This is a genomic window from Oceanivirga miroungae, assembly GCF_902505095.1.
GTDB classification, from domain to species: Bacteria; Fusobacteriota; Fusobacteriia; order Fusobacteriales; family Leptotrichiaceae; genus Oceanivirga; species Oceanivirga miroungae.
The window spans coordinates 1096528-1120460 of record NZ_CABWIB010000001.1 but is presented as its reverse complement, the minus strand read 5'-3'; the positions used below and the strand labels follow the sequence as shown (position 1 = coordinate 1120460).

19 protein-coding genes are annotated in these 23933 nt (G+C 27.1%); 10 read left to right on the top strand and 9 right to left on the bottom strand.

Translation table 11 applies throughout. From position 1 onward, the window contains the following. Positions 1-66 precede the first annotated feature (66 nt). From OMES3154_RS05440 to OMES3154_RS05430, 3 genes are read left to right on the top strand one after another with little or no spacing between them, the layout of a single operon-like run. Entirely contained in the window at positions 67-1641 is a 1575-nt protein-coding gene (locus tag OMES3154_RS05440) for a glycoside hydrolase family 57 protein (protein WP_156683774.1), read from the top strand. 1 nt (position 1642) lies between these two features. Next, the gene (locus OMES3154_RS05435) at positions 1643-2758 is read left to right on the top strand and encodes a cysteine desulfurase family protein (RefSeq protein WP_156683773.1); all 1116 of its coding nucleotides are present in this window, start codon (positions 1643-1645) and stop codon (positions 2756-2758) included. A gap of 1 nt (position 2759) precedes the next feature. Continuing rightward, entirely contained in the window at positions 2760-4178 is a 1419-nt protein-coding gene (locus tag OMES3154_RS05430; RefSeq protein ID WP_156683772.1) for a copper homeostasis protein CutC, read from the top strand. Positions 4179-4190: 12 nt separating this feature from the next. On the opposite strand, the gene OMES3154_RS05425 is transcribed toward OMES3154_RS05430, so the two are convergent. From OMES3154_RS05425 to OMES3154_RS05415, 3 genes are all read right to left on the bottom strand, one after another. Further along, positions 4191-4748, bottom strand: coding sequence for a histidine phosphatase family protein (locus OMES3154_RS05425; RefSeq protein ID WP_156683771.1), 558 nt, complete (start codon positions 4746-4748; stop codon positions 4191-4193). 85 nt (positions 4749-4833) lie between these two features. Then, positions 4834-5100, bottom strand: coding sequence for a 50S ribosomal protein L28 (gene rpmB / locus OMES3154_RS05420; protein WP_156683770.1), 267 nt, complete (start codon positions 5098-5100; stop codon positions 4834-4836). Between the two features lie 130 nt (positions 5101-5230). Continuing rightward, entirely contained in the window at positions 5231-6382 is a 1152-nt protein-coding gene (locus OMES3154_RS05415; protein ID WP_331458792.1) for an ATP-binding protein, read from the bottom strand. A 231-nt stretch (positions 6383-6613) separates the two neighbouring features. On the opposite strand from OMES3154_RS05415, the gene OMES3154_RS05410 reads away from it, so the two are divergent. The 6 genes from OMES3154_RS05410 (at position 6614) to pflA (ending at position 14500) form a co-directional block, all read left to right on the top strand. After that, positions 6614-7834, top strand: a complete 1221-nt coding sequence (locus OMES3154_RS05410) for a UDP-N-acetylmuramoyl-tripeptide--D-alanyl-D-alanine ligase (protein ID WP_197271511.1) — start codon at positions 6614-6616, stop codon at positions 7832-7834. Continuing rightward, a complete protein-coding gene (mraY, locus tag OMES3154_RS05405) occupies positions 7834-8922 on the top strand; it encodes a phospho-N-acetylmuramoyl-pentapeptide-transferase (protein WP_156683767.1) in 1089 nt (362 codons plus the stop codon). Before OMES3154_RS05410 ends, mraY begins: the two co-directional genes overlap by 1 nt. Before the next feature lie 15 nt (positions 8923-8937). Next, entirely contained in the window at positions 8938-10215 is a 1278-nt protein-coding gene (murD, locus tag OMES3154_RS05400) for a UDP-N-acetylmuramoyl-L-alanine--D-glutamate ligase (RefSeq protein WP_156683766.1), read from the top strand. Then, entirely contained in the window at positions 10208-11290 is a 1083-nt protein-coding gene (locus OMES3154_RS05395; protein ID WP_156683765.1) for an FtsW/RodA/SpoVE family cell cycle protein, read from the top strand. Before murD ends, OMES3154_RS05395 begins: the two co-directional genes overlap by 8 nt. Positions 11291-11463: 173 nt before the next feature. Further along, positions 11464-13695 (top strand): formate C-acetyltransferase, encoded by a 2232-nt coding sequence (pflB, locus tag OMES3154_RS05390; RefSeq protein WP_156683764.1) that lies wholly within the window; start codon positions 11464-11466, stop codon positions 13693-13695. A 70-nt stretch (positions 13696-13765) separates the two neighbouring features. Next, positions 13766-14500, top strand: coding sequence for a pyruvate formate-lyase-activating protein (pflA, locus tag OMES3154_RS05385; RefSeq protein ID WP_156683763.1), 735 nt, complete (start codon positions 13766-13768; stop codon positions 14498-14500). A 36-nt stretch (positions 14501-14536) separates the two neighbouring features. Here pflA and OMES3154_RS05380 read toward each other — a convergent pair whose 3' ends face one another. The 5 genes from OMES3154_RS05380 to pfkA are packed head-to-tail and all read right to left on the bottom strand — an operon-like array spanning position 14537 to position 20300. Further along, positions 14537-16081, bottom strand: a complete 1545-nt coding sequence (locus OMES3154_RS05380) for a peptide ABC transporter substrate-binding protein (protein WP_156683762.1) — start codon at positions 16079-16081, stop codon at positions 14537-14539. Further along, positions 16071-17222, bottom strand: coding sequence for a methionine adenosyltransferase (gene metK / locus OMES3154_RS05375; RefSeq protein WP_156683761.1), 1152 nt, complete (start codon positions 17220-17222; stop codon positions 16071-16073). Before metK ends, OMES3154_RS05380 begins: the two co-directional genes overlap by 11 nt. Further along, positions 17215-17805, bottom strand: coding sequence for a recombination mediator RecR (gene recR, locus OMES3154_RS05370; RefSeq protein WP_156683760.1), 591 nt, complete (start codon positions 17803-17805; stop codon positions 17215-17217). The genes metK and recR overlap by 8 nt, the downstream gene beginning before the upstream one ends. Positions 17806-17863: 58 nt before the next feature. Continuing rightward, positions 17864-19312 (bottom strand): pyruvate kinase PykF, encoded by a 1449-nt coding sequence (gene pykF, locus OMES3154_RS05365; RefSeq protein ID WP_156683759.1) that lies wholly within the window; start codon positions 19310-19312, stop codon positions 17864-17866. A gap of 16 nt (positions 19313-19328) precedes the next feature. Further along, the gene (pfkA, locus tag OMES3154_RS05360; RefSeq protein WP_156683758.1) at positions 19329-20300 is read right to left on the bottom strand and encodes a 6-phosphofructokinase; all 972 of its coding nucleotides are present in this window, start codon (positions 20298-20300) and stop codon (positions 19329-19331) included. A 297-nt stretch (positions 20301-20597) separates the two neighbouring features. Between pfkA and OMES3154_RS05355 the strand changes: the two genes are divergently transcribed. Further along, positions 20598-21770, top strand: coding sequence for an IS110 family RNA-guided transposase (locus OMES3154_RS05355; protein ID WP_156683929.1), 1173 nt, complete (start codon positions 20598-20600; stop codon positions 21768-21770). A gap of 283 nt (positions 21771-22053) precedes the next feature. Here OMES3154_RS05355 and OMES3154_RS05350 read toward each other — a convergent pair whose 3' ends face one another. Further along, positions 22054-23286 carry an IS30 family transposase gene (locus OMES3154_RS05350; protein ID WP_156683029.1) on the bottom strand — a complete coding sequence of 411 codons (1233 nt, stop codon included), beginning with the start codon at positions 23284-23286 and terminating at the stop codon, positions 22054-22056. Positions 23287-23933: the final 647 nt, after the last annotated feature.

Below are 23933 nucleotides of genomic sequence, written 5' to 3'. Positions count from 1 at the left end.
TAAATTTGTTGCAATTATGACTTTTGGTGGTAAAATAAAATATAAAGATATAGGAGGATTAAAAAAATGAATGGATATTTTAGTTTAGTATTACACGCTCACTTGCCTTACGTTAGACATCCAGAGTATGAAGAATTTTTAGAAGAAGATTGGCTATATGAAGCGATTACAGAAACCTATATTCCTTTACTAAAAATGTTTGAAAATTTAAAAAGAGATAATGTGCCATTTAATGTTACATTAACAGTATCAGGAACACTTGCTAATATGTTAGATGATACTTTACTTATGGATAGATATGTAAAACATATGAATAAAATGATAAAATTCTGTGAATCAGAATTAGAAAGATTAAAAGACTATAAGGATATATTAGAAGTTGCAAAACATAACTATGAAGTATATACATCATCATTAAAGTTTTTTGAAGAAAATAATAGAAGAATATTACCAGTATTTAAAAAATTTCAAGATATGGGGAATTTAGAATTAATTCCAGTTACAGCAACACATGGTTTTTTACCAATGATGAAAGATATGCCGCAAGTTGCTAATGCACAAGTAAAACAAGCTAAAATAGACTATATGAGACATTTTGGGAAAGAACCAAAAGGAATATGGTTAGCTGAATGTGCATATTATCCAGAACAAGATAAATATTTGGCAGAAAGTGGAATAAGATATTTTTTAGTTGACGCTCATGGCTTACTTCATGCAAATCCAAAACCAGAATACGGGGTATATGCACCATGTTATACAGAAAATGGAGTTGCAGCATTTGCGCGTGATTTAGAATCAAGTGAACAAGTGTGGTCAAGCGAAATAGGATATCCAGGAGATGCTTTATATAGAGAATTTCATAAAGATGCAGGTTATGAATTAGACTATGACTATGTAAAACCTTTCTTACATAGTGATGGAGTAAGAAGAAATACAGGTATTAAATACCATGCAATAACTGATAAAAAAGGAACATATAAAGCTTTATATAGTCCGAGTAGAGCACATCAAAGAGCAAAAGAACATGCAAAAGACTTTGTATCTAATAGGGAAGCTCAAATAGCCCACTTAGCTAAAAATATGAAGTATAGAAAACCAATAGTTGTTTCTCCATATGACGCAGAACTATATGGACACTGGTGGTATGAAGGGCCAATATTCTTAGAATATGTATTTAGATTTATGCATAATAGCTCTATTAGTTCAATAACACCAGCTAAATATCTTGATAAATATCCATTAAATCAAGTTGTAAATGTTAGTATGTCAAGTTGGGGAGCAAATGGTTATTATGATGTTTGGGTAGATAGCTCGAATGATTATGTATACAGACATCTTCATAAAGCAGCTCAAAAAATGATGGAATTAGCTAAATGGGAGCCTAACTCAGATTTAGAAAGAAGAGCATTAAATCAAATGGCAAGAGAGTTATTGATAGCTCAAACTTCTTGTTGGGAATTTATAATGTTTACAGGTACTATGGTAGGATATGCTAAAAAGAAAATATCAGATCATACAAATAGACTATTTAAACTATATGAAACATTAAAAAATCATGAAATAGATGAAGCTTGGTTAAGTGAAATTGAATCAAGAGATAATATTTTCCCAGAAATAGATTATAGAATATATAGAGGATAAAATGAAAAAAATATACTTAGATAATGCAGCTACTACAAAAGCAAGTGATAGAGTGATAACGGAAATGATAAACTCTATGAAAAATGATTTTGCAAATGCAAATTCTATACATGATTTTGGAAATAGTGTATCTAAAAAAATAAAAGAAAAAAAGAAAATTTTTGAAAAAATATTAAAAGTCCCAAGTGAAGATGTATATTTTACAGCAGGAGGAACTGATAGTAATAATATTTTAATAAAAGGAATAGCTAAGGCACATAAAAATGGAAGGATTATAACTACTAAAATAGAACATCCTTCTATTTTAGAAACCACAAAAAGTTTAGAAGAAGAATATGAAGTAATATACTTAGATGTAAATGAGTATGGAGAAGTTTTAGAAAGTAGCTTAGTAGAGGCTATGACAGATGACACAATACTAGTTAGTATTTCGTATGTAAATAGTGAATTAGGTATAATACAGGATATTAAAAAGTTGAGTGAAACTGTTAAAAGAATAAATAAAAATACAATTTTCCATACTGATTTTGTACAGGGCCTATCACATATTGATGTAGATTTTTCTAAATTAAATGTAGATGCCATTAGTATGAGTTCTCATAAAATACATGGTCCAAAAGGAATAGGAGCATTATACTTAAAGAAAAATACTAAATTTAAAAATATGGTATATGGTAAGAGTAACGATAATATATTAGTTCCAAGAACACTAGCTAATGAGTTAATTATAGGGTTTTTAGAAGCTATGGAAGAAATCGATTATGCTAACATAAAAAAGGTAGAAAAATTAAAAGAATATACATTAGAAAAATTAAAAGATATAAAAGATATTAGAATAAATAGTAAGGAAAATGCAAGTCCATATATATTAAATATTGCATTTAAAAATGCTAGAGGAGAGGCTATATTAAACTATTTATCAAGTTTTGATATATACATATCAACAGGTTCTGCTTGTTCTAGTAGAATTAAGGTTAGTAATGTAATAAGTGCAATAAATCTTAGTAAAGAATATATAGATGGTGTAATTAGAATTAGTTTTAGTAAATATAACGAAAAAGAAGAAATAGATTACTTTATAGAAAAATTAAAAGAAGTCTTAGAAATGATGGTATAAAATGTTAGAAGTATGTATAGATAATATAGAAGATATTAAATTATGTAATAAATTTAAAGATATAATATCAAGAGTTGAATTAAATCAAGCTCTTTTACTAGGTGGATTAACACCAAGCTTAGAATTTATAAAAAAAGCTAGAAAACTTCTTGATGAGAATATACAATTAGTTTCTATGATAAGACTTAGAAGTGGTGATTTTAATTACACTAAAGAAGAATTTAATATTATGTATGAAGATGCAAAAAAAATATTAAAATATACTAATGGAATAGTTTTTGGAGCACTTAATAAAGATTTCAAAATTGATATAGAAAAAACACAAAAAATGATAGAACTTTGTAAAAAAGACAATAAAGATTTTGTATTTCATAGAGCAATAGATGTAGCTAATGACTATTTTAAATCAATAGATTTACTAGAAAATATGAAAGTTAAAAGGATACTTACTAGCGGACATGAGAAAAATGCAGTTCTAGGTTTAGAAAATATTAGAAAAATTAAAAATTCTAATGTTGAAATTCTAGTAGGCTGTGGAATAAATGAAAAAAATATATCTGAATTTCAAAACTATAATGTTCACGGGTCATTTAGTAAAAAAATATCATCAAGTTTTGGAGACTATACTAGATTGGACGAAAGAAAATTAGAAAAATTAAGAGAAACTAAGATATTTAAAAAATCTAATATAGTATTTATACATGGAGCAGGTATTACTGGAAAACACTTAGATGGAAGCAGCTTATATGACTTTACAAATAATCCTAACTTAGTGGATTTTAGATACAATGAAAAAGATTTAATAAAAAAAGAACTTCAAAACTTCTTTGATCTTCAACTATATGGAGATGATGCAGTTAAATTTTTAGATAATTATGAGTTCTCAGAAGATGATATTAAATATGTTTGTGGACATAGTGTAGGAGCTTACAATGTATTAAAAGCTTTTTCTAGGGGATTACCCCAAAATGTTGATTTAATAGAATTAGGTGCTCCTAGAATAGATGAGATTGAAAAATATATTGATGCAGTAGCTTTAAAATCAAAATTTGTTTTAATAGAGCTTATTGAAGATGATAAATTAGAGCTAAGTTTAGATAGTGTAGATTCAATAGCAGCTATACAATACGGAGATAGATCAGTTAAAACATTTGAAGAAAAATTTAAAGAAAGAAAATTACCTCAAAATGTATTTGTTTTAAAAATTTCAAAAGTTATACCGAAAGATAATTCCTATCTTTCAAATGTTTTAGAAAATCATTCTAACATGTACAAAAAAGGTAGTAAGATAAATAATAAGTTTCAAATGACTAGAAGAGAAATTGTTGAAATAGTTAGAGCTAAACAAATTAGCTATAATATGAAATTAAAAAAGATTAAAGAAATTGTTGAAGAGTATAACAAAAAGGCTAGTAATTAATACTAACCTTTTTTAAAACTCTAAAATAGTAACTGAGCCATTATCTGGTATTTTTGCATAATCTACTTTTTTATTATGATTTGATAAAATACTAATTAAAGATCCATGAGATACAATTAATATTTTTGAATCATCACCATAAATTTTTTTAAGTTCTTGTATTTTGTTATATGCCCTATTATATACATTTTTTACGGACTCAAATCCCTTTATATAAATACCAGGATCAAAGTTATGATCAAGTGTTTTATATTTTGCCCATACATCTGGGTAGTTCTTTAAAACATAATCTAATTTAGAACCTTCTAATTCTCCAAAGCCAACTTCTCTAAATTCTTCATATCTATAATCTATACTATCAATTTTTAAAATATCTAATATCCTATTTTTTGTTACATATGCTCTTTTTAAATCAGATGAACAAATATGAGCAAATTCTATACCTTTTAGCTTATTTGCTGCTAATATATGAGAATTATCATCTTCTAATAATTCTGAATCAGCATGCCCTTGAATCCTATTTTCTAAATTCCATTTTGTTTTACCATGTCTTACTAAATATACTAACATAATTTCTCCTTTAAATTAAAAAGCCAGAATAATCTTATTATTCTAGCTTTACTTAACGATTAGAAACAGAGTTTACTAAGCTAGACTACTCTGCTTCTCTAAATAAAATTTTAGCTAATCTTTGGCTTAAATTTTCTTTATTCTTCATTAATATTTTTCTAACTTGGTCTGGATTCTTACCTTTTAAAGTTTTCATAGCCTTTGTTGAAACTCTAACTCTTACTTCTTCGTTATTAATAACTAAAGTCATAACTTGTAGATTAGGTCTCCATACTCTTTTAGTTGCTCTATTAGAGTGACTTACAAAGTTACCATGCCCAGTTCTTTTTCCAAAAACTTCACATACTTGCATTTTTAAACCTCCTAATTTCTTACTAGATTTTTATTATATCATAATCAAGATATTTTTACAAGAAAACTCGTATATAAATTCAAAATTACAGTTCATTATATCATAAAATAAAGATATTTCAAGTAAAATTTTAAAAATCTTCTAAAAGCCAGTCTATTATGTTAATAACTCTTATTCCATCAAATGATTTTTCAAAATCTCTGTCCATAGTTAATATTATTTTTTCATAGTTATCTTTAATTTTAAATAATGAATTTAATTCTCTTTCTCTGTTTTTTTCATCTATTAAAGTTTCTGATACCTGTATATACATCTTCTTTTGGGGAGTTTCTGCAATAAAATCAATTTCTAAATCATTTATTTTCCCAATATATACCTTATATTCTCTTCTCATTAGTTCTAAAAATACAATATTTTCTAAAATATGACCCCTATCCATATTTCTATACCCAAGAAGTAAATTTCTAAATCCAATATCCACAATGTAGTTTTTACCTAGAGTTTTTAATAAATTTTTCCCTTTTATATCGTATCTTGATATGGGGTATATAAAAAATGAAGCGGCTAACATTTGCATATATTTATTTATTGTAATATTACCTATATTAGAGCAGATAAATAAAATAAGTCTACTTAAAATAGAGTGATCTATTTGACTATTTCTTTGCAGAATATCTTTTAATACGATAGTTGAATATATACCTTCTAGTGTTTGGTTTATTCTTTTTAAATCTCCAAGCTTATGTAGTATAGGCATTCCACCTATTTGTAAATAATTTTGAAATTTTTCCTCTTTGCTAATATTTTTATCAAAATTATAGAATTTTAAAAATTCTTTAAAAGAAAGTGGAAGCATTTTAATTTCTATATATCTTCCAGAAATTAATGTTGAAAATTCAGATGATAACATATATGCATTAGAACCTGTCATATATATATCGCAATTAAAATCTAACCTAAAAGATTCAAGAGCTTTTTCAAAATTAGATATAACTTGTATTTCATCAAAGAGTAAATATATTTTATCGTCATTTTCTATATGGTTTTTAATATAGTTATATAAATCTAAATAATCTTTTAAATTTGAATATTTTAAAGACTCAAAGTTTATATGTATTATATTTTTTTTATTCACTCCAATTTCTAATAAATAGTTATAAAATAGTTGAAGTAAGCTAGATTTACCAGAACGTCTTATCCCTGTAATTATTTTTATTAAATCTATGTCTTTATTTTCTATTAACTGGTTTAAGTAATTAGGTCTATTTATTAATTTTTCCATCATAATCACCTCTTTTAATATTGTACTATCACAAAAAGAAAAAGTTAAAAGTTTTTGAGTTTGAATTAAGAAAGTTTATAAAAAAACAAAGTTTCTTAATTTGAGTTGAAAAACTTTTAAAAAAACTGCGTGATTAACAGTATATAAGCATATTGGTAATAAATATTTAAATAAATACCTATATTTATAGATTTTATGACTGTTTTGTGCTACAATTCATTAGGTGATTATATGAATAAAAGTGAGATATTAAATAAATTATTAAATACAAATTACATATTTAGTGGGAGAATATCCATTGATTCAAGAGATATTGAATCTGGGGATATCTTTTTTGCTATAAATAAAGGGAATGAATATATAAAAGAAGCAATTGATAAAAATGCTTTTGTGGTTTATGATAAAAAAAGCGATATAGAGTATAAAAACGCATTGTATGTTAAAGATACAGTATCTTTTATGCAAGAATTAGCAAGAGAGTATAGAAAATATCTAAAAGCAGTTGTAATTGCAATAACTGGTAGTAATGGTAAAACAACTACAAAAGACATCTTAGCTAGTTTATTATCAGCGTATAAGACTAGTGGAAACTATAATAACCATATAGGACTTCCATATACGCTATTAAATGCAGATCTAGATTCTAAGTATATAGTATTAGAACTTGGTATGAGTCATGTTGGAGAAATTGACTTATTAGCATCTATTTGTAAGCCAGATTATAGCATAATAGTAAATATAGGGGATTCACATATAGAGTTTTTAAAAACTAGACAAAAGATATTTGAAGCTAAAAGTGAAATAATAAAGCATACTAAAAACAAGGTAGTAGTAAATAATGAAGATGAGTACTTAACTCAATTAAGTGGTAATAATATATTAAAAGTAAATACAAAAGATGTTTTAATAGATGATTTAGGAACTAGTTTTTTTTATAATAATAAAAAGTATCATATAAACTTATACGGTAAACATAATGCAATAAATGCTAGCTTGTGTATAGAAGTTTTAAATCAGTTAAATGTTAAAGTAGATTTAGAAAAATTGAATAATTTAAAAATTTCAAAAATGAGATTTGAAATTGTGAAAAAAGATGAAAATATTTATATAAATGATTCGTATAACGCAGCACCAAAATCTATGGAGTGTAGTTTACTTAGTTTAAATGAAATATTTAAAGATAAAGAAAAAGTACTGATTTTAGCTGATATGCTAGAATTAGGTGAAAATGAAGTAAAGTATCATAAAGATTTAAAAAATATTTTAGAAAAAATAACATACAAAAAACTTTATTTATATGGACCACTAATGTCAAATATAGATATTAGTGCCACTAAAACAAATGATCTTTTAAGTATAAAAAAAGAAATTTCAATGTTAAAAGATAAAGTAATTTTCCTAAAAGGAAGTCGTGGTATGAGATTAGAAAAAATTATGGAGAGTGATAAATAGTGTTATATTTTATATCAAGTAAATTCATATCAACATATGGATTTTTAAGGGTGTTTGAAAGCACATTAGTAAGAGGTATGATTGCCTTTTTTGTATCTTTAATGTTTGTAATAGTTTTTGGAAATTATTTTATAAGTTACTTAAAAAAAATTAAAGTGGCAGATAAAATAAGAAAAGAAGGACCTACTACACATTTTAGCAAAGAAGGTACTCCTACTATGGGTGGTATTATGATAATTTTAGCTATTGTTATAGCTATGATATTTTCAGGTAATTTTAATAATAAGTTTACTATATTTTTAGTAAGTATGACTATTTTATTTACAAGCATTGGATTTACTGATGATTATTTCAAATTAACTAAAAGTAAAAAGGGACTATCTGCAAAATTAAGACTGCTATTAGAAACTTTTATGTCAGGTTTAGCATTTTTATTCATATATAAATATGGTTTGGTTAATAAGGAGATAGATTTTTCTATAATAAATCCACTTATTAAAAATTCATATATATATATAGGTGCTATACTATTTTTAATATTTGTTATTTTAGTTGTAGTTGGGACATCTAATGCAGTTAATTTAACAGATGGCTTAGATGGACTTGTAAGTGGACCTATTTTAATAGTATCTATACTGTTTTTAGTTGTAGCATATTTAGAAGGACATAGAGAATTTTCAAAATACTTAAATATTTATTACATAAAAGGTGCTAGTGAAATAGCAGTTTACTTATCTTCTGTAATAGGGGCTATGCTTGGATTTTTATGGTATAATTTTTATCCAGCACAAGTGTTTATGGGGGATACAGGGTCACTTACATTAGGTGGAATGTTAGGTATGATTGCTATATTTTTAAAACAAGAATTATTATTACCAATTGCTGGGTTTATATTTATAGTAGAAGTAATGTCAGATATTATACAAATTTTTTATTATAAAAAATATAAAAAAAGGGTATTTAAAATGGCTCCAATACATCATCACTTTGAATTAAGTGGTATGTCAGAAACTAAAGTTACAATTAGATTTTGGATTGTAACTATAATTACTTGTGTAATTGCATTTATTATACTTAAGTTAAGATAGAAAAAAGGCGATAAAATGAAATATGTAGTACTAGGTTTAGGAATAAGTGGACAAGGTGCTGTAAACTTATTGAAAAGTAAAAAATTAGACTTTATTATTGTAGATGATAAAAAAGCTATTAAAAGTGTTGATGCAATAGAGCTTATAGAAAAAGAAGATATAATTGTAAAAAGTCCAGGTATATCTTGGGCAAATCCGCTATTATCGTATGCTATTAAAAATGGTATTAGGATAATATCTGAAATAGACTTAGCTCTTGATTATCTTGATAAAAAAACTAAAATTATAGCAATAACAGGAACGAATGGGAAAACTACCATTGTTACAAAAATTTATGAATTATTAAATTTTGTTGGTTTTAAAGCAAGTCTTGGTGGAAATGAAGGTCATAGCTTATGTGATATTGTAATAGACAGTAATATTTATGACTATATAGTATTGGAGTTAAGTAGTTATCAATTAGAAAATAATCCTAAAATTAAGCCATATATTGCTTTAATAACAAATTTAACACCAGATCATTTAACTAGATATAATTCGGTTATGGATTATTATTTAACTAAATTCAATATATTTAAAAATCAAGATGAAAATGATTATATGATAATTGATAAAAATGAAAAAATGGTAAATAGTTTATTAAATCAAAAGTTTTTAGCAAAGAAAATATATATCGAAAATAAAGGTGAAAATTTAGTATATGAAAATGAAGTTATAATAGCTAAAAAAGATATGTTATTAAAAGGCGAGCATAATGCTATAAATATGTTATTTTTAATTGCAGTAGCTAAGATAATAGGGATAAGTAGTAAAAAAATAGAAAAGTTTTTAAAAATTGCAAAATCTCTAGAGCATAGAATAGAAGAGTTTTTTGTAAAAGAAAATACACACTTTATAAATGATTCTAAAGGTACTAATGTTGAATCTAGTTTAGTAGCTTTAGATAGTTTTAAAGGTAGTAAGGTGTATCTTATTGTTGGTGGAAAAGATAAAAAAATAGATAATACGAAGTTATATGAAAAAATATATGAAATCAATGCAATTCCTTTAATAATAGGTGAAAATAAATTAGAATTTACAAAAGAATTTAATAAAACTGGATATAAACATTATGTTTTAGATAACTTAGAAAATGTTATGGAGTTTATAAAAAATAATATAGACTTTAAAGAAGAGCAATATATTTTATTATCTCCTGCAACATCTAGTTTTGATCAATTTAATAGCTTTGAACATAGAGGAAAAGTATTTAAACAATTAGTAATTAGTAATTTTGGAGAAAAGAATGAATAAAGCGTATATAAAAAAAGTTTTAATTTTAATAGTAGTTATTTTAATTAGTGTAGGAGTAGTAGCAATAAATAGTACTTACTTACCTATAAATATAAAGAATAATGCTAGTGAAAATTTATTTATATATAAATGGATAGCGTATATTTTATTAGGGTTTATAGCTTCCTTAGCTTTAGCTTTTTTTCTTAAATACTTTGAGATTAGAGATGAAAGAAAAATTATATTCATAGTTGTAGTTAGTTTAATACTACTGCTGTTACCTAGATTTATATCAAGACCTATAAAAGGTGCATATAGATGGATTAATATATTATCTTTTAGTATTCAACCATCAGAACTTATAAAACCATTTTTTATAATTACACTATCTTTTTATATGGTATATCTTAAAAATAATATAAAAAAATTAAGTATATACTTTGCTGCGCTAACAGTGCTATTTACATTTTGTATAGTGGCTGAAAAATCAAATACATCAGCTCTTCAATATTTAATAATTGCTTATTTAATGTTTCTAGTATCAGAAGCAAAAGAAAAATATAAGGTACTTTTAACAGGTGGATTAGCTTTTCTTATGGGTATAGCAGTATTTGTTTTATATCTTATGCAAAATTATGCTTGGCAAAGAATAGAAGACTTTTTAAAAAGTCCATCTACACAAGCAAAAGCAGCAGTATTTGCAATAAAACTTGGTGGATTAAAAGGTAGAGGTATAGGAGAAGGAGTTCAAAAATATTTCTATTTATCAGAAGCTCATACAGATTATATATTTTCATCTATAGCAGAAGAAACAGGTTTTTTAGGGTCGGTATTTGTAATATTATTATTTACTATTTTAATATTTATAATGTTTTATATAGCATTTTCATTAAAATATAAATTTAATAGATATATAGCATTTGGAGTTGCTTTTAATATTACAAATCAGTTTATATTACATGTTGCAATAAATTTAGAACTATTTCCCGCAACAGGAATAACACTACCATTTATAAGTTATGGAGGAAGTTCTTTGATATCTAATATCATATGTATAGGGCTACTTATACACGCTATAAACAGTGATGAAAAGTGATGTTTTTTCACTATATGAAACAAAATTGCTTAATTTAATGAAAAAAATAAAAATTTCACATAATTGCTAGTATAAAGTTTCATTAGTTTGAAATATAACAATATTAGTTGTATAATTATATTAGGTAAGGGTACATAAGTGTTATGTATTAAAATTTTAAGGAGATGATTTGAATGGACGCATACAGAGGGTTCAAAAACGGGTTATGGAACGAAAAAATAGATGTTTCAAACTTTATTAAATTAAACTATACAGAATATACTGGAGATGGAAGCTTTTTAGAAGGGCCAACAGCGGCTACAACTAAACTTTGGGATATATTAACTCCAAAGTTAAAAGAAGAAAGAGCTAAAGGTATATACAATGCAGAAACTAAATTACCAACACAAGTTGACGCATACGGTGCAGCATACATCGAAAAAGATTTAGAAAAAATAGTTGGATTACAAACAGACGAAGCTTTAAAAAGAGCAATCTTCCCTAATGGTGGTTGGAGAATGGTTGAAAACTCATTAAACGCTTTTGGATATGAAGCTGATCCTGAAACAAGAGAAATCTATACTAAATATAGAAAAACTCATAATGATGGAGTTTTCTCAGTTTACACTGAAGCAATCAGAAACTGTAGAAGAACAGGAATAGTAACAGGATTACCTGATGCTTATGGAAGAGGACGTATAATAGGAGACTATAGACGTGTACCTTTATACGGAGTAGATAAATTAATAGAAGAAAAAATAAAAGACTACAATGAAATAGATGGTAGAGATGTAACTGAAGAAATGATCAGATTAAGAGAAGAAGTTTCTGAACAAGTTAAAGCTTTAAAACAATTAATCAGATTAGGAGATTTCTACGGATTTGACTTAAGAAGACCAGCTGAAACAGCTCATGAAGCAGTACAATGGTTATACTTAGCTTACTTAGCAGCTACTAAAGACCAAAATGGTGCAGCTATGTCAATCGGAAGAACTTCAACTTTCTTAGATATATATATCCAAAGAGATTTAGAAGAAGGAAAAATAACTGAATCTGAAGCTCAAGAATTTATAGATCAATTCGTTATGAAATTAAGAATAATAAGATTCTTAAGAACACCTGAATACGATGCATTATTCAGTGGAGATCCTACTTGGGTAACTGAATCAATTGGTGGTATGGCAGCTGACGGAAGATCAATGGTTACTAAGACATCATTCAGATACTTACAAACATTATACAACATGGGACCAGCACCTGAACCAAACTTAACTATCTTATGGTCAGAAAAATTACCAGAAAACTGGAAGAGATTTGCTGCTCAAACATCAATCGATACATCATCATTACAATATGAAAATGACGATTTAATGAGTCCACAATTTGGTGATGACTATGGTATAGCTTGTTGTGTTTCTCCAATGACAATTGGTAAACAAATGCAATTCTTTGGAGCAAGAGTTAACTTACCTAAAGCATTATTATACACAATAAATGGTGGTAAAGATGAAATTAAAGGAATACAAGTAACACCTGCTGGAATGTTTGAACCAATAACATCTGAATACTTAGATTATGATGAAGTGTTCCCTAAATATGACAAAGTATTAGATTGGTTAGCTGAAACTTATGTTAAAGCATTAAACATGATACACTATATGCACGATAAATATTCATATGAAAGCTATGAAATGGCATTATTAGATACAGACTTACAAAGAAGAGAAGCATTTGGAGTAGCTGGTATATCAATAGTAGCAGATTCATTAGCAGCTATTAAAACTGGAAAAGTTAGAGTTATAAGAAATGAAGAAGGATTAGCAGTTGACTATGTTAACGAAGCTCCATATGTAGCATTTGGTAATAACGATGACGAAACAGATAAGATTGCAGTAGATATGACTTCAAGATTCATGAATAAGATAAGATCTCATAAAATGTATAGAAACGCAATACCTTCTCAATCATTATTAACAATAACTTCAAACGTTGTTTATGGTAAGAAGACAGGTAACACACCAGACGGAAGAAGAGCAGGAGCTCCATTTGGTCCAGGTGCAAACCCTATGCACGGAAGAGACGTTTCAGGAGCAGTTGCATCATTAGCTTCAGTTGCAAAACTTCCATTTGAAGATGCAAATGACGGAATATCTTATACATTCGCTATAACACCTGATACATTAGGTAAAGAAAGAGTAGAAAAACAAGTAAATCTAGTTGGATTATTAGATGGATACTTTGGAGCTACTGGACAACACTTAAATGTTAACGTATTTGGTAGAGACTTATTAGAAGATGCTATGGAACATCCAGAAAAATATCCACAACTTACAATAAGAGTATCAGGATATGCAGTTAACTTCGTAAGATTAACTAAAGAACAACAATTAGATGTTATAAACAGAACAATATCTAACAAGATGTAATAAAAAAAGAAAATACATAAAAGTGCAAGTGCAACCGTGTTGCACTTGGCTTTTTAATTAAGGAGTGAAAATGAAAGGATTAATACATTCATTTGAAAGTTTTGGAACAAAAGACGGACCAGGAATAAGATTCGTTTTATTTATGCAAGGATGCCCTTTAAGATGCCTATATTGTCATAATGTGGATACTTGGAATATTAAAGACTATAAAAAAGAATTAACACCAGAAGAGACCTTTAAGGAAGTTTTTAAAATTAAGAATTTTATAAAAACAGGTGGTATTACAATATCTGGTGGAGAGCCTTTAACACAACCAGATTTTATTAAAGAAGTATTTAGATTATGTAAAGAAAATGGTATACATACAGCACTTGATACAAGTGGGTATATTTTTACAAATAGAGCAAAAGAAGTATTAGAATATGTAGATTTAGTATTATTAGATATTAAACACATAAATCCAGAAAAGTATAAAGTATTAACTTCTGTAAACTTAGCTCCTACTTTAAAATTTGCTGAATATTTACAAGAAATAAATAAACCAGTTTGGCTAAGATATGTCTTAGTACCAGGTTATAGTGATGATGAAAAAGATTTACATGAATGGGCTAAATACTGCTCTAAATTTACAAATGTAGAACGTGTTGATATATTACCATTTCACCAAATGGGAACTCCAAAGTGGGAAATGATGAAACGTACTTATGTACTAAAAGATAATAAGACACCAACAAAAGAAGAAATAATAAAAGCAGAAGATATATTTGCATCATATGGTTTACCAGTTAAATTAACTAATAGATAAGAGTATGTAATAAAAAATTGGGATAAACTCCCAATTTTATTTTACCTTTATTTCGTGTATATCCATAGTATTAGATATTGGATGCACTATTATATTCTTATACTTATTTCTAATAAACCAATTTTCAGTAGAATAATAAAGTGGAACAATTACAGCTTCATCTATTAGTATATGTTCAGCTTCGTTTATTAACTTTTGTCTTTTTTCTTTGTTTGTTTCTACTTCAATTTGTTTTATTAAATCAGAATACTTTTCTTTATTCCAAGCATTAAAGTGTGGTTTATTTCTATTAAATCTATATAGCATAGTTAATGGGTCATTAAATTTAGGACCATATGTGTCTAAAACCATATCGTAGTTTCCAAGCCTTGTTAATGCAAGTCTATCAGAATAGTTAACAGTTAGAACTTCAACAATTAACCCTAATTTTACTCTTAATTCTTCTTGTAAAAAATTGGCCTCTTTAACTTCAGACGTAGTGTTACCTGTTAGAAGTCTTAATTTTTTACCTTTTAATATATCTGATTTAATATTATCTTCAAAAAAATCTTTATCTGGATAATTTTTTCTATAATCTCCTAAAAGAGTAGAAATTATAGATTTAGAAGCAACAGACCCATCATCTTTAACATCTTTAACATATTTATTACGATCAATAGCATGACTTATTGCTAGTCTATTTTCAACCTTATTAAGAATTTCATTTTCCATATTAAAACCAATGAACCAAGCACGACCATTTTGATATGTCATAAGCTCTTTATTTTTTCTTTTTGTTTCAAAATCAAAAGGTTCAAGACGAGTTAAGTCCAATTCATCATTTTTTATTAAATTTTCAACAACAGCATAATTTTTAACCACAGCAAATTTAACATTTTTAATTTCAACATTATTGCTATTCCAATAAAATTTATTTTTCTCTAAAATTATCTCATCATCATTCATTTTTTTAATAAGGTAAGGACCGTTATACAAGGCAGTATTTATATCTGCTATATCATCTTTGAATTTATCTGCTATTGGATAAGATATGGGTAGAGTTAAAATGTAGTTAAAGTAAGGGACAAATCTATTAAGTTTAAGAACAACTGTATTCTCATCAATTTTTTTAACTCCTACTTCTTTGGCACTAACTTTACCTGCGTTATATTCTTCAGCATTTACTATAGGAAATAGCATTTCAGCATATCTTGCAGCTGTATGTGGATCTAATGCTCTTATAAAGCCATTTACAACATCATCTGCAGTAACAGAAGAACCATCACTATACTTTGCATCTTTTCTAATTTTAAATGTATAAGTAAGTTTATCATCACTTATACTATATGAACTAGATAGTGCAGGTATAAAATTGCCGTCTTTATCTTCTCTTAGTAATCCCTCATATACCTCATTCATAAGTTCAACAGATAGCATATCTCTAAATTGATGTGGATCTATTGTGCTAGGCTTTGTGTATATGTTATATGTTATTGTAGTATCAACTTCTTTAGTAATTGGTTTTTTAAAATATGCAACTAATAAAAACATAAAAAGAGTAATAAAAAGAAGAAATATTATTTTTTTTATGTTATTTTTCATTAGTCATCTCCTTTATTATTTCAACTTTATCTAGTCTTTCCCAAGGAAGATCTATGTCAGTTCTTCCAATATGGCCAAATTTAGCAAGATCTTTATACTTAAAATTAGGCTTTCTAAGGGATAGTTGTTTTTCTATTTCACGTGGACTTAATTTAAATACTTTTCTAACAATATTTTCTAATTTTTCTTCATCTAATTTACCTGTAGAAAAAGTATCTACCTTAACTGATGTAGGTTCTACAACACCTATTGCATAAGATAATTGTACTTCACATTTAGTAGCAAGACCACTTGCAACTAAGTTTTTAGCAATATATCTTGCCATATATGCAGCAGATCTATCAACCTTTGAAGAATCTTTTCCAGAAAAAGCTCCACCACCATGTCTAAAGTATCCACCGTAAGTATCAACTATTATTTTTCTACCAGTTAATCCTGTATCTCCATGTGGTCCCCCTATTACAAATCTTCCGGTAGGATTTATATAGAAGTGTTTTACTTTACTAATATCTTGATTATATTTTTCTAGTACTGGTTTTATAACTAAGTTTTTTACATCTTTTTTAATTTGTTCTAAAGTAACATCTTCATCATGTTGTACTGATAAAACTATAGTATCTATTCCAACTATTTTATCATCTTCATATTCTAATGTTACTTGTGTTTTAGCATCAGGTCTAGCCCAAGTTAAAACTTTTTTTTGTGTCAATTCTACAAGTTTTCTTATGATTTCACGAGCTAATGTAATTGCTAGTGGCATAAGTTCATCTGTTTCATTAACTGCACCACCAAACATAATACCCTGATCTCCTGCTCCTCCTGTATCAACTCCCATTGATATATCAGGGCTTTGAGAGTGAATAGTATTTATTACACCACAGTCGTAGTCAAATCCAAGACCAGGCTTATATCCAATTTCTTTTATTATATCACGAGCAACTTGTTGAACATCAACATAAGTATTTGTTGTGATTTCTCCACCAACTATAACAAGTCCAGTAGTAGCAAAAGTTTCACAAGCAACTCTACTATTTTCATCATCTTCTAAACAAGTATCTAAAACTGCATCAGATATTTGATCGCATATTTTATCAGGATGTCCCGGTGATACAAATTCAGAAGTAAAGAATGTTTTACTCATTTTTTATTTCCGTCCTTCCTTCAAGTGATTTAACAAGGGTCATCATATCTGTGTATTCTATATTTCCCCCCATAGGAATACCACTTGCAATTTTACTTATTTTTAAGTTTTTATTAGCTAATACTTTTGTTAAATACATGCATGTTGTTTCACCTTCAATATCAGGGTTTAATGCTAATATTATTTCTGAAACATTATCTAATCTAGATAAAAGAGAATCGATATTTAAACTCCCTACACCAATTCCATTTAGAGGATCTAATTTAGACCCTAAAACATGATAAAGTCCATTATACCCACCAGCTTTTTCAAAAGCAAAAACATCTTTTGTATTTTCTACTATACAAATAATAGACTTATTTCTTTTATCATCTGAACAAACATTACAAATTCCATCACTTGTTAAAGTATTACAAATACTACATGGTTTTATAGCTTCATATGATGATTTTATTGTATCTAACATTTTTTGTATTTCGCTTTCATCTTTAGATAGAATATCGAAGGCAATTCTTATAGCACTTTTTCTACCAATACCTTGTAATCTACTAAAAACCTTAATTAGTTCATCTAATTTTTCCATATCATTTCCTTAAAAAAAAAATTAAAGGGAACTAAGTAGTTCCCACTTATTTTATTTATTATTCACCAATTCTAGTAATTTTTAATGTGTTAGTAGTTCCTGTTTCTGATATACCAGTAACTAATACTACTAAGTCACCTTTTTTGAATCCAGTGTAGTTTTCATCTTCAGTTGTAACAGCATGACTTCCAGCTACTTCTATAGCTTTTTTGAAGAAGTCTTCAGTTTTATCTAAATCTTGTGCTAATACTGCTCTAACTCCTCTAGTAATAGCTAATTGTCTTGCAGTTTTTTCTGAATCTGTTAACGCTATTATTGGCATAGTAGGATTGTATTTTCTTAACATCTTAGCTGAACGTCCAGTTTTTGTCCAACAAACTATTAATTTAGCTCCTAATGCTTCACCTGAATAAACAGCTGATTTAGTTATTGCTTCTGTAACTGTTATTTCAGTATCAAAACTTCTCTTTCTAACACCAAATTTATCAGTTTCAGCAGATATTCTAGCCATAGTTTTAACAGCTTCTACTGGGTATTTACCATTTGCAGATTCTCCACTTAACATTACAGCATCAGTACCATCTAATATAGCGTTAGCAACATCTCCTGCTTCTGCTCTAGTTGGTCTTGGGTTTTTTTGCATTGAGTCTAACATTTGTGTAGCAGTTATAACTGGTTTTCCAGCTTTATTACATTTTTCTATCATCATTTTTTGGTAGAATGGAACTTTTTCAGTTGGAACTTCAACACCTAAATCTCCTCTTGCTACCATTATTCCGTCAGATAATTCTAATATTTCATCAAAGTTATCTATACCTTCTTGGTTTTCAATCTTAGAAATGATTTTAATTGATTCTCCACCATTTTCATCTAATACTTTTCTAACTGTTGCAACGTCAGAAGCTTTTCTTATAAATGATGCAGCTATAAAGTCAACTCCAACTTCACAACCAAATTTTAAGTCAGCTATATCTTTTTCAGCTAATGCTGGTAATGAAACTGAAACACCTGGTAAGTTAACTCCCTTTTTTTGACCTAATAATCCAGAGTTTTTAACTGTACATAATAATTCGTCACCTTTTATTTCATCAATGTTTAAAGTTATAACACCGTCATCTAATAAGATAGTATCTCCAGGTTTTAAGTCTTTTGTCATATTTTTGTATGAAACAGATATTTTATCTTTGTTTCCTTTGAATTCGTAGTCAGTAGTTAAAACAATTTTATCTCCTGTAGCTACTTCATATTTAACATCTCCTTCACTAAAAGCTCCAGTTCTTATTTCAGGACCTTTTGTATCTAATAAGATAGCTACATATTTACCTGTCTTTTTAAAGATTTCTCTTATAGTTTTTATTCTAGCACCGTGTTCTTCAAAATCACCGTGTGAGAAATTTAATCTCATTACATTCATTCCACCTAGAACTAATTGTTCTAAAACTTCTGGTTTTTCACTTTTAGGACCAATAGTACATACTATTTTAGTCATTTTAATTTGCTTTTGCATTTTACCTCCTATTATATTATACAGATAGCATCATTGCTATATCATAAAAATCTTTGTTATTTTTTGATGAATAATTTTCCCAAGCGTAAGATAATTTGTGTACAGATACATTATTTCTATCTATCCCTACCATTACACCTGCTTGTTCACCTTTATCTAATATGTCAACAGCAGCTATTCCTAGTTTAGTTGCTAATAATCTATCGTTAGCACTAGGTGCTCCACCTCTTTGCATATGACCTATTACGCTTACTCTAATATCTAATTCAGGCATACGAGTAGCTAATTCTTTTGCTATTTCATGTGTATTTCCAACACCTTCAGCTACAACTATTATATTATAGTTTTTACCATTAGCTCTTCTTCTTTTAACTATATTTTCAATGTCTTCTATTTTCCATTCAACTTCTGGAATTAGTATTCCGTTAGCTGCTGCAGCAACTCCACCAAATAAAGCTATATCACCACAGTTTCTACCCATTACTTCAACAAACATTGTTCTTTCATGAGATTTTGCAGTATCACTAACCTTTGAAATAAAATCACTTACTATATTTAATGTTGTGTCAAATCCAATAGTTTGCTCAGTACCAGCTATATCATTGTCTATAGTACCTGGTATTCCAACAGTTTTTATACCATGTTCTTCATATAAGTAATGTGCTCCATGAAATGAACCATCACCACCTATTACTACTAATTGATCTATTCCTCTTTTTTTTAGATTTTCAGCAGCTTTCGCACGAACTTCTGGATACTTAAATTCTGGTAATCTTGCAGTTAGAAGTTTTGTCCCTCCTTTACCAGTTAGCCCAGCAACATCTAAAGGACTTAATTTAAAGATATCATCATCTAACATACCTTTATATCCTCTTCTTATACCGTAAACTTCCCAGCCTTTATTCATAGCAGCTTTTGCAACGGTTCTTATAGCGGTATTCATTCCTTGTGAGTCTCCACCACTTGTTAAAATTGCTAATTTTCTCATATTTACTCCTTGTATAATATAGTTATCTAAAATTAGATAATCTATATGTTAAATTTTATTTATATAATATTGTTTATATATTGTTTTATATATATAATATACTTAATTAGATAGAGTGACATCGTTTACTCCTTGTAGCTTGACTTCGTTTATTAAGAGTGATGCCTCTTCTGATAAAGTGTTTACGAATTAGTTAGATGTTGACATATTAGTGTACTTCGCATTTAGAACAAGGTAGTGACTTTTATCAGCCTTTGAGGACTTCTATCTATAAATATATTAATGGTAGGTGATTTTATGTTTTATTTAGGTATTGATATTGCTAAAAATACTCATGTTGCTTCATTGCTTGATGATAATGGTAATACAATCTTTAAAGCTCATTCTTTTTCCAATTCTATTAAAGGTACTGATTCTTTAATTGAAAAATTAGAAAAATATTCAATAAATGATATTCTAGTAGGTATGGAAGCTACTGGTCATTATTGGCTATCAGTATATTCATATCTAATAGAAAAAGGTTTTAATATTATTGTAATTAACCCTATTCAAACTGATGGTTGGCGTCGTGCTACTGAAATCAGAAAACGTAAAACAGATATTATCGATTCTATTATGATTGCTGATTTTATTAGATACGGCAATTTTGAAACAACTTCACTTGCTGATGAAAAATACTTAAATCTACGTAATATGACTAGATTTAGACATTATTTAATTGAGCAAACAAGTGATTTAAAAAGAAAAATTATAGCTAACTTAGATCAAGTATTCCCTGAATATTCATCACATTTTAGTGATATTTTTGGACAAACTTCTAAAGAAATACTTCTTAATTTTAATACTGCAGAAGACTTTAAAAAACTTAAAGCAAACGATTTTAAAAAAGTATTGAAAAATGTTACTCTTAAAAATTCTGCGAAAGTAAAATTAAACAATCTAAAAAAAGCAGCTAAAACTTCCTTTGGTATTAATTTTGCTCTTGATTCTTACTCTATTCAAATTAAATGTTTAATTGAACAAATTAAAGTTATTGAAGAACAAATTGATCTTCTTGAATCTGAAATAGAGTCAATAGTCAAAGACCTAAATACTCCAATTCTAACAATTCCTGGTATAGGACCTGTAACAGGTGCTACCATACTTGCAGAATTAGGTGATATTAACAAATTTTCTAGTGATAAGAAAATTGTTGCTTATGCTGGTTTAGATTCAACTGTTACCCAATCAGGAGAATCTAACGGTACAAATGGACATTTAAGTAAACGTGGCTCAACACACCTAAGAAAAGCCTTATTTCAAGCTGCATTTATTGCATGTACTAACGATACTGTTTTCAAAGAGTTTTATGATAAAAAACGTTCTGAAGGTAAACATCATTTAGTAGCTGTTAATGCTGTTGCTCGTAAAATGTGCCATATTATTTATGCTGTTCTAAAAAAGAATGAACCTTATGTAGAACTAAAATAAATATTTCAAAAAATTCTATATTAGTATAGTTATTTTTGTTGTGCATAAATTTTAAGATAATTATTTAAATTTTATTATTGACTTTTAATAGTTAGTCTTAATTTTCTATATCTTGATATACAAGATATGATACCACTTTTTGAAATTATTTTCAAGTTAAAAATATAGCTTGTACTTTAAAGTTTGATATGCAACACCTAGTATTTTTTTTATATACTTTTAAAGTTTGATATGCAACACTTTGGGATTTTCTAATTGTTATTTTTTATTATTTGGTTTATAATTATTTAGAGGTTGTATTTAATGGTAATAAAACAACTTCATCACAATTATATGCCCTTAATGATAGTTTTGATAGTAAAGTTTTACTATAAGTTTCAATAAACATATCATTAGGGGTTTTATTATTGTATGCTTTTTTCTTTAAACTATTTATATTACTTACTACTTCGTATAAATCTTCTTGTGATACATTCTCTAAACTTACACCTTTTGGGTACACTTTTCTTAATAATCTATGAATATTCTCTATAAATGGTTTTTGTGTTGGTGTTCCTGCATCGCAGTAAAATATTTTCGTTCTATTTTTAAGAGTTTTCTTGCTAATTTCTATTTCATTAAATTTTAAAAACTCAGATCCCCTATCTGTTAATATTACTCCAAATAGCTTTTTAAACATAGAATACCCTATCTTATTTTCAATATCATCTAGTACTCTTAGTACTTCGTAAGGCGTTTTATATTTTAATTTATATGCCATTAAAAACTGTATTCTAGGAATAAATATTGTTAGTATGTATCCATTACTCCCTAAAGGTCCACATACCAAATCCATTTCAACTATATTTAAGTTCTTGCCTTTAGTATATTCTACGAAATCTTGAAATTCCTTATTCTTTAAAAACTCTAATCTTTTCTTATATTCTATTTTATCTTTACTTAAATTAGTTGCTCTAGTCTTTATTTTCTTTTTAGTATATTTAACAATACCTTTACTTATCCAGTCATATATTGTTTGAATAGATACCATGTCGTCTTTATATATTTCTTTTAATGATATATGTATGTGTGAGATAGGTTGTCCTAAATTTAACAGTTTTTGTATATCTTTTTTTAACTCTATTTGTACTACTTCATTTTTAATTTTAGAATTACTTTCTGATTTTAACTTAAGATAATTATTATCTGCTTGTTCTGCATTGTATATTACATAGTGATAGTAGCAATGATTATTTATATATCTAGGACATCCATTGCAGACATTTGGGCTTTTAGTTAGCAATTCACATGGATGTGTTTCTAATATTTCCTCATTATCTCTATAATTTAATTCTATTACTTTTTTATTTCTACATACCATTCTATTCTTTTTAATTTCCCTTGATACTGTTGAAGGATTAACATTTAATAATCTTGCTATTTCTCTAATACCAGTATTTTCTCTTAATCTAATTTCTATTTCTATTCTATCTTTTAATTTCATTTTTACCCTTTCTTGAATACCAAAGTGTTGCATATCAACTTTAAAAAAGGGTGTTGCATATCAACTTTAATAATATCAAATTTTTATTGTTTAGAACACTTGAATTTATTAAGTTCTAGCGAATTATCAAAAAAAAATAGGTTTAAATTTTTTTATCAAAATCTCTAAACCTATTGATTTTATTGATGTTTGTCATGTTTTTTATGTGTTGCATATCAAACTTTAACATGCAAAAAATATAGCTAGTGGTATATATAAATAATGTGAGAAATTAGTTGGACCTTCATTTTAAACCTAAACAATTTTTTAATAGATGAATGTAAAAAATAAAAATACTTGAAAATATATAAAAATAATGTATAATATCTTTTGGATTAACAAAAGAATAATTATTTATGTGTTGGTTTACTCTGTTTACTGTGTATTATTTTTAAATACGGTATATATTGTGAAAAACAAATTAAAGCAAGTAAAATAGGGCTTTGTTTGGAGTTTAATGTATTTATGTTTTTTGTTTTCTAAATATTTAGTTGTTGAAAAAAAGTACAAACATATAAAAAAAAAGCAAAAAATATAAAAAAAACTTGAAAATATATGAAAATAATGTATAATATACTAAGAACTTGTCAGGGATCTTAGGTTTATTTTATGAAAAAAAGCAAAAGTTTCCAAAAAAAAAT

Coding starts and splice junctions, on each gene's coding strand:
- OMES3154_RS05440 (WP_156683774.1), top strand. CDS start 67: ATGAATGGATATTTTAGTTTAGTATTACACGCTCACTTGCCTTACGTT.
- OMES3154_RS05435 (WP_156683773.1), top strand. CDS start 1,643: ATGAAAAAAATATACTTAGATAATGCAGCTACTACAAAAGCAAGTGAT.
- OMES3154_RS05430 (WP_156683772.1), top strand. CDS start 2,760: ATGTTAGAAGTATGTATAGATAATATAGAAGATATTAAATTATGTAAT.
- OMES3154_RS05425 (WP_156683771.1), bottom strand. CDS start 4,748: ATGTTAGTATATTTAGTAAGACATGGTAAAACAAAATGGAATTTAGAA.
- rpmB (WP_156683770.1), bottom strand. CDS start 5,100: ATGCAAGTATGTGAAGTTTTTGGAAAAAGAACTGGGCATGGTAACTTT.
- OMES3154_RS05415 (WP_331458792.1), bottom strand. CDS start 6,382: ATGGAAAAATTAATAAATAGACCTAATTACTTAAACCAGTTAATAGAA.
- OMES3154_RS05410 (WP_197271511.1), top strand. CDS start 6,614: ATGAATAAAAGTGAGATATTAAATAAATTATTAAATACAAATTACATA.
- murD (WP_156683766.1), top strand. CDS start 8,938: ATGAAATATGTAGTACTAGGTTTAGGAATAAGTGGACAAGGTGCTGTA.
- OMES3154_RS05395 (WP_156683765.1), top strand. CDS start 10,208: ATGAATAAAGCGTATATAAAAAAAGTTTTAATTTTAATAGTAGTTATT.
- pflB (WP_156683764.1), top strand. CDS start 11,464: ATGGACGCATACAGAGGGTTCAAAAACGGGTTATGGAACGAAAAAATA.
- pflA (WP_156683763.1), top strand. CDS start 13,766: ATGAAAGGATTAATACATTCATTTGAAAGTTTTGGAACAAAAGACGGA.
- OMES3154_RS05380 (WP_156683762.1), bottom strand. CDS start 16,081: ATGAAAAATAACATAAAAAAAATAATATTTCTTCTTTTTATTACTCTT.
- metK (WP_156683761.1), bottom strand. CDS start 17,222: ATGAGTAAAACATTCTTTACTTCTGAATTTGTATCACCGGGACATCCT.
- recR (WP_156683760.1), bottom strand. CDS start 17,805: ATGGAAAAATTAGATGAACTAATTAAGGTTTTTAGTAGATTACAAGGT.
- pykF (WP_156683759.1), bottom strand. CDS start 19,312: ATGCAAAAGCAAATTAAAATGACTAAAATAGTATGTACTATTGGTCCT.
- pfkA (WP_156683758.1), bottom strand. CDS start 20,300: ATGAGAAAATTAGCAATTTTAACAAGTGGTGGAGACTCACAAGGAATG.
- OMES3154_RS05355 (WP_156683929.1), top strand. CDS start 20,598: ATGTTTTATTTAGGTATTGATATTGCTAAAAATACTCATGTTGCTTCA.
- OMES3154_RS05350 (WP_156683029.1), bottom strand. CDS start 23,286: ATGCAACACTTTGGTATTCAAGAAAGGGTAAAAATGAAATTAAAAGAT.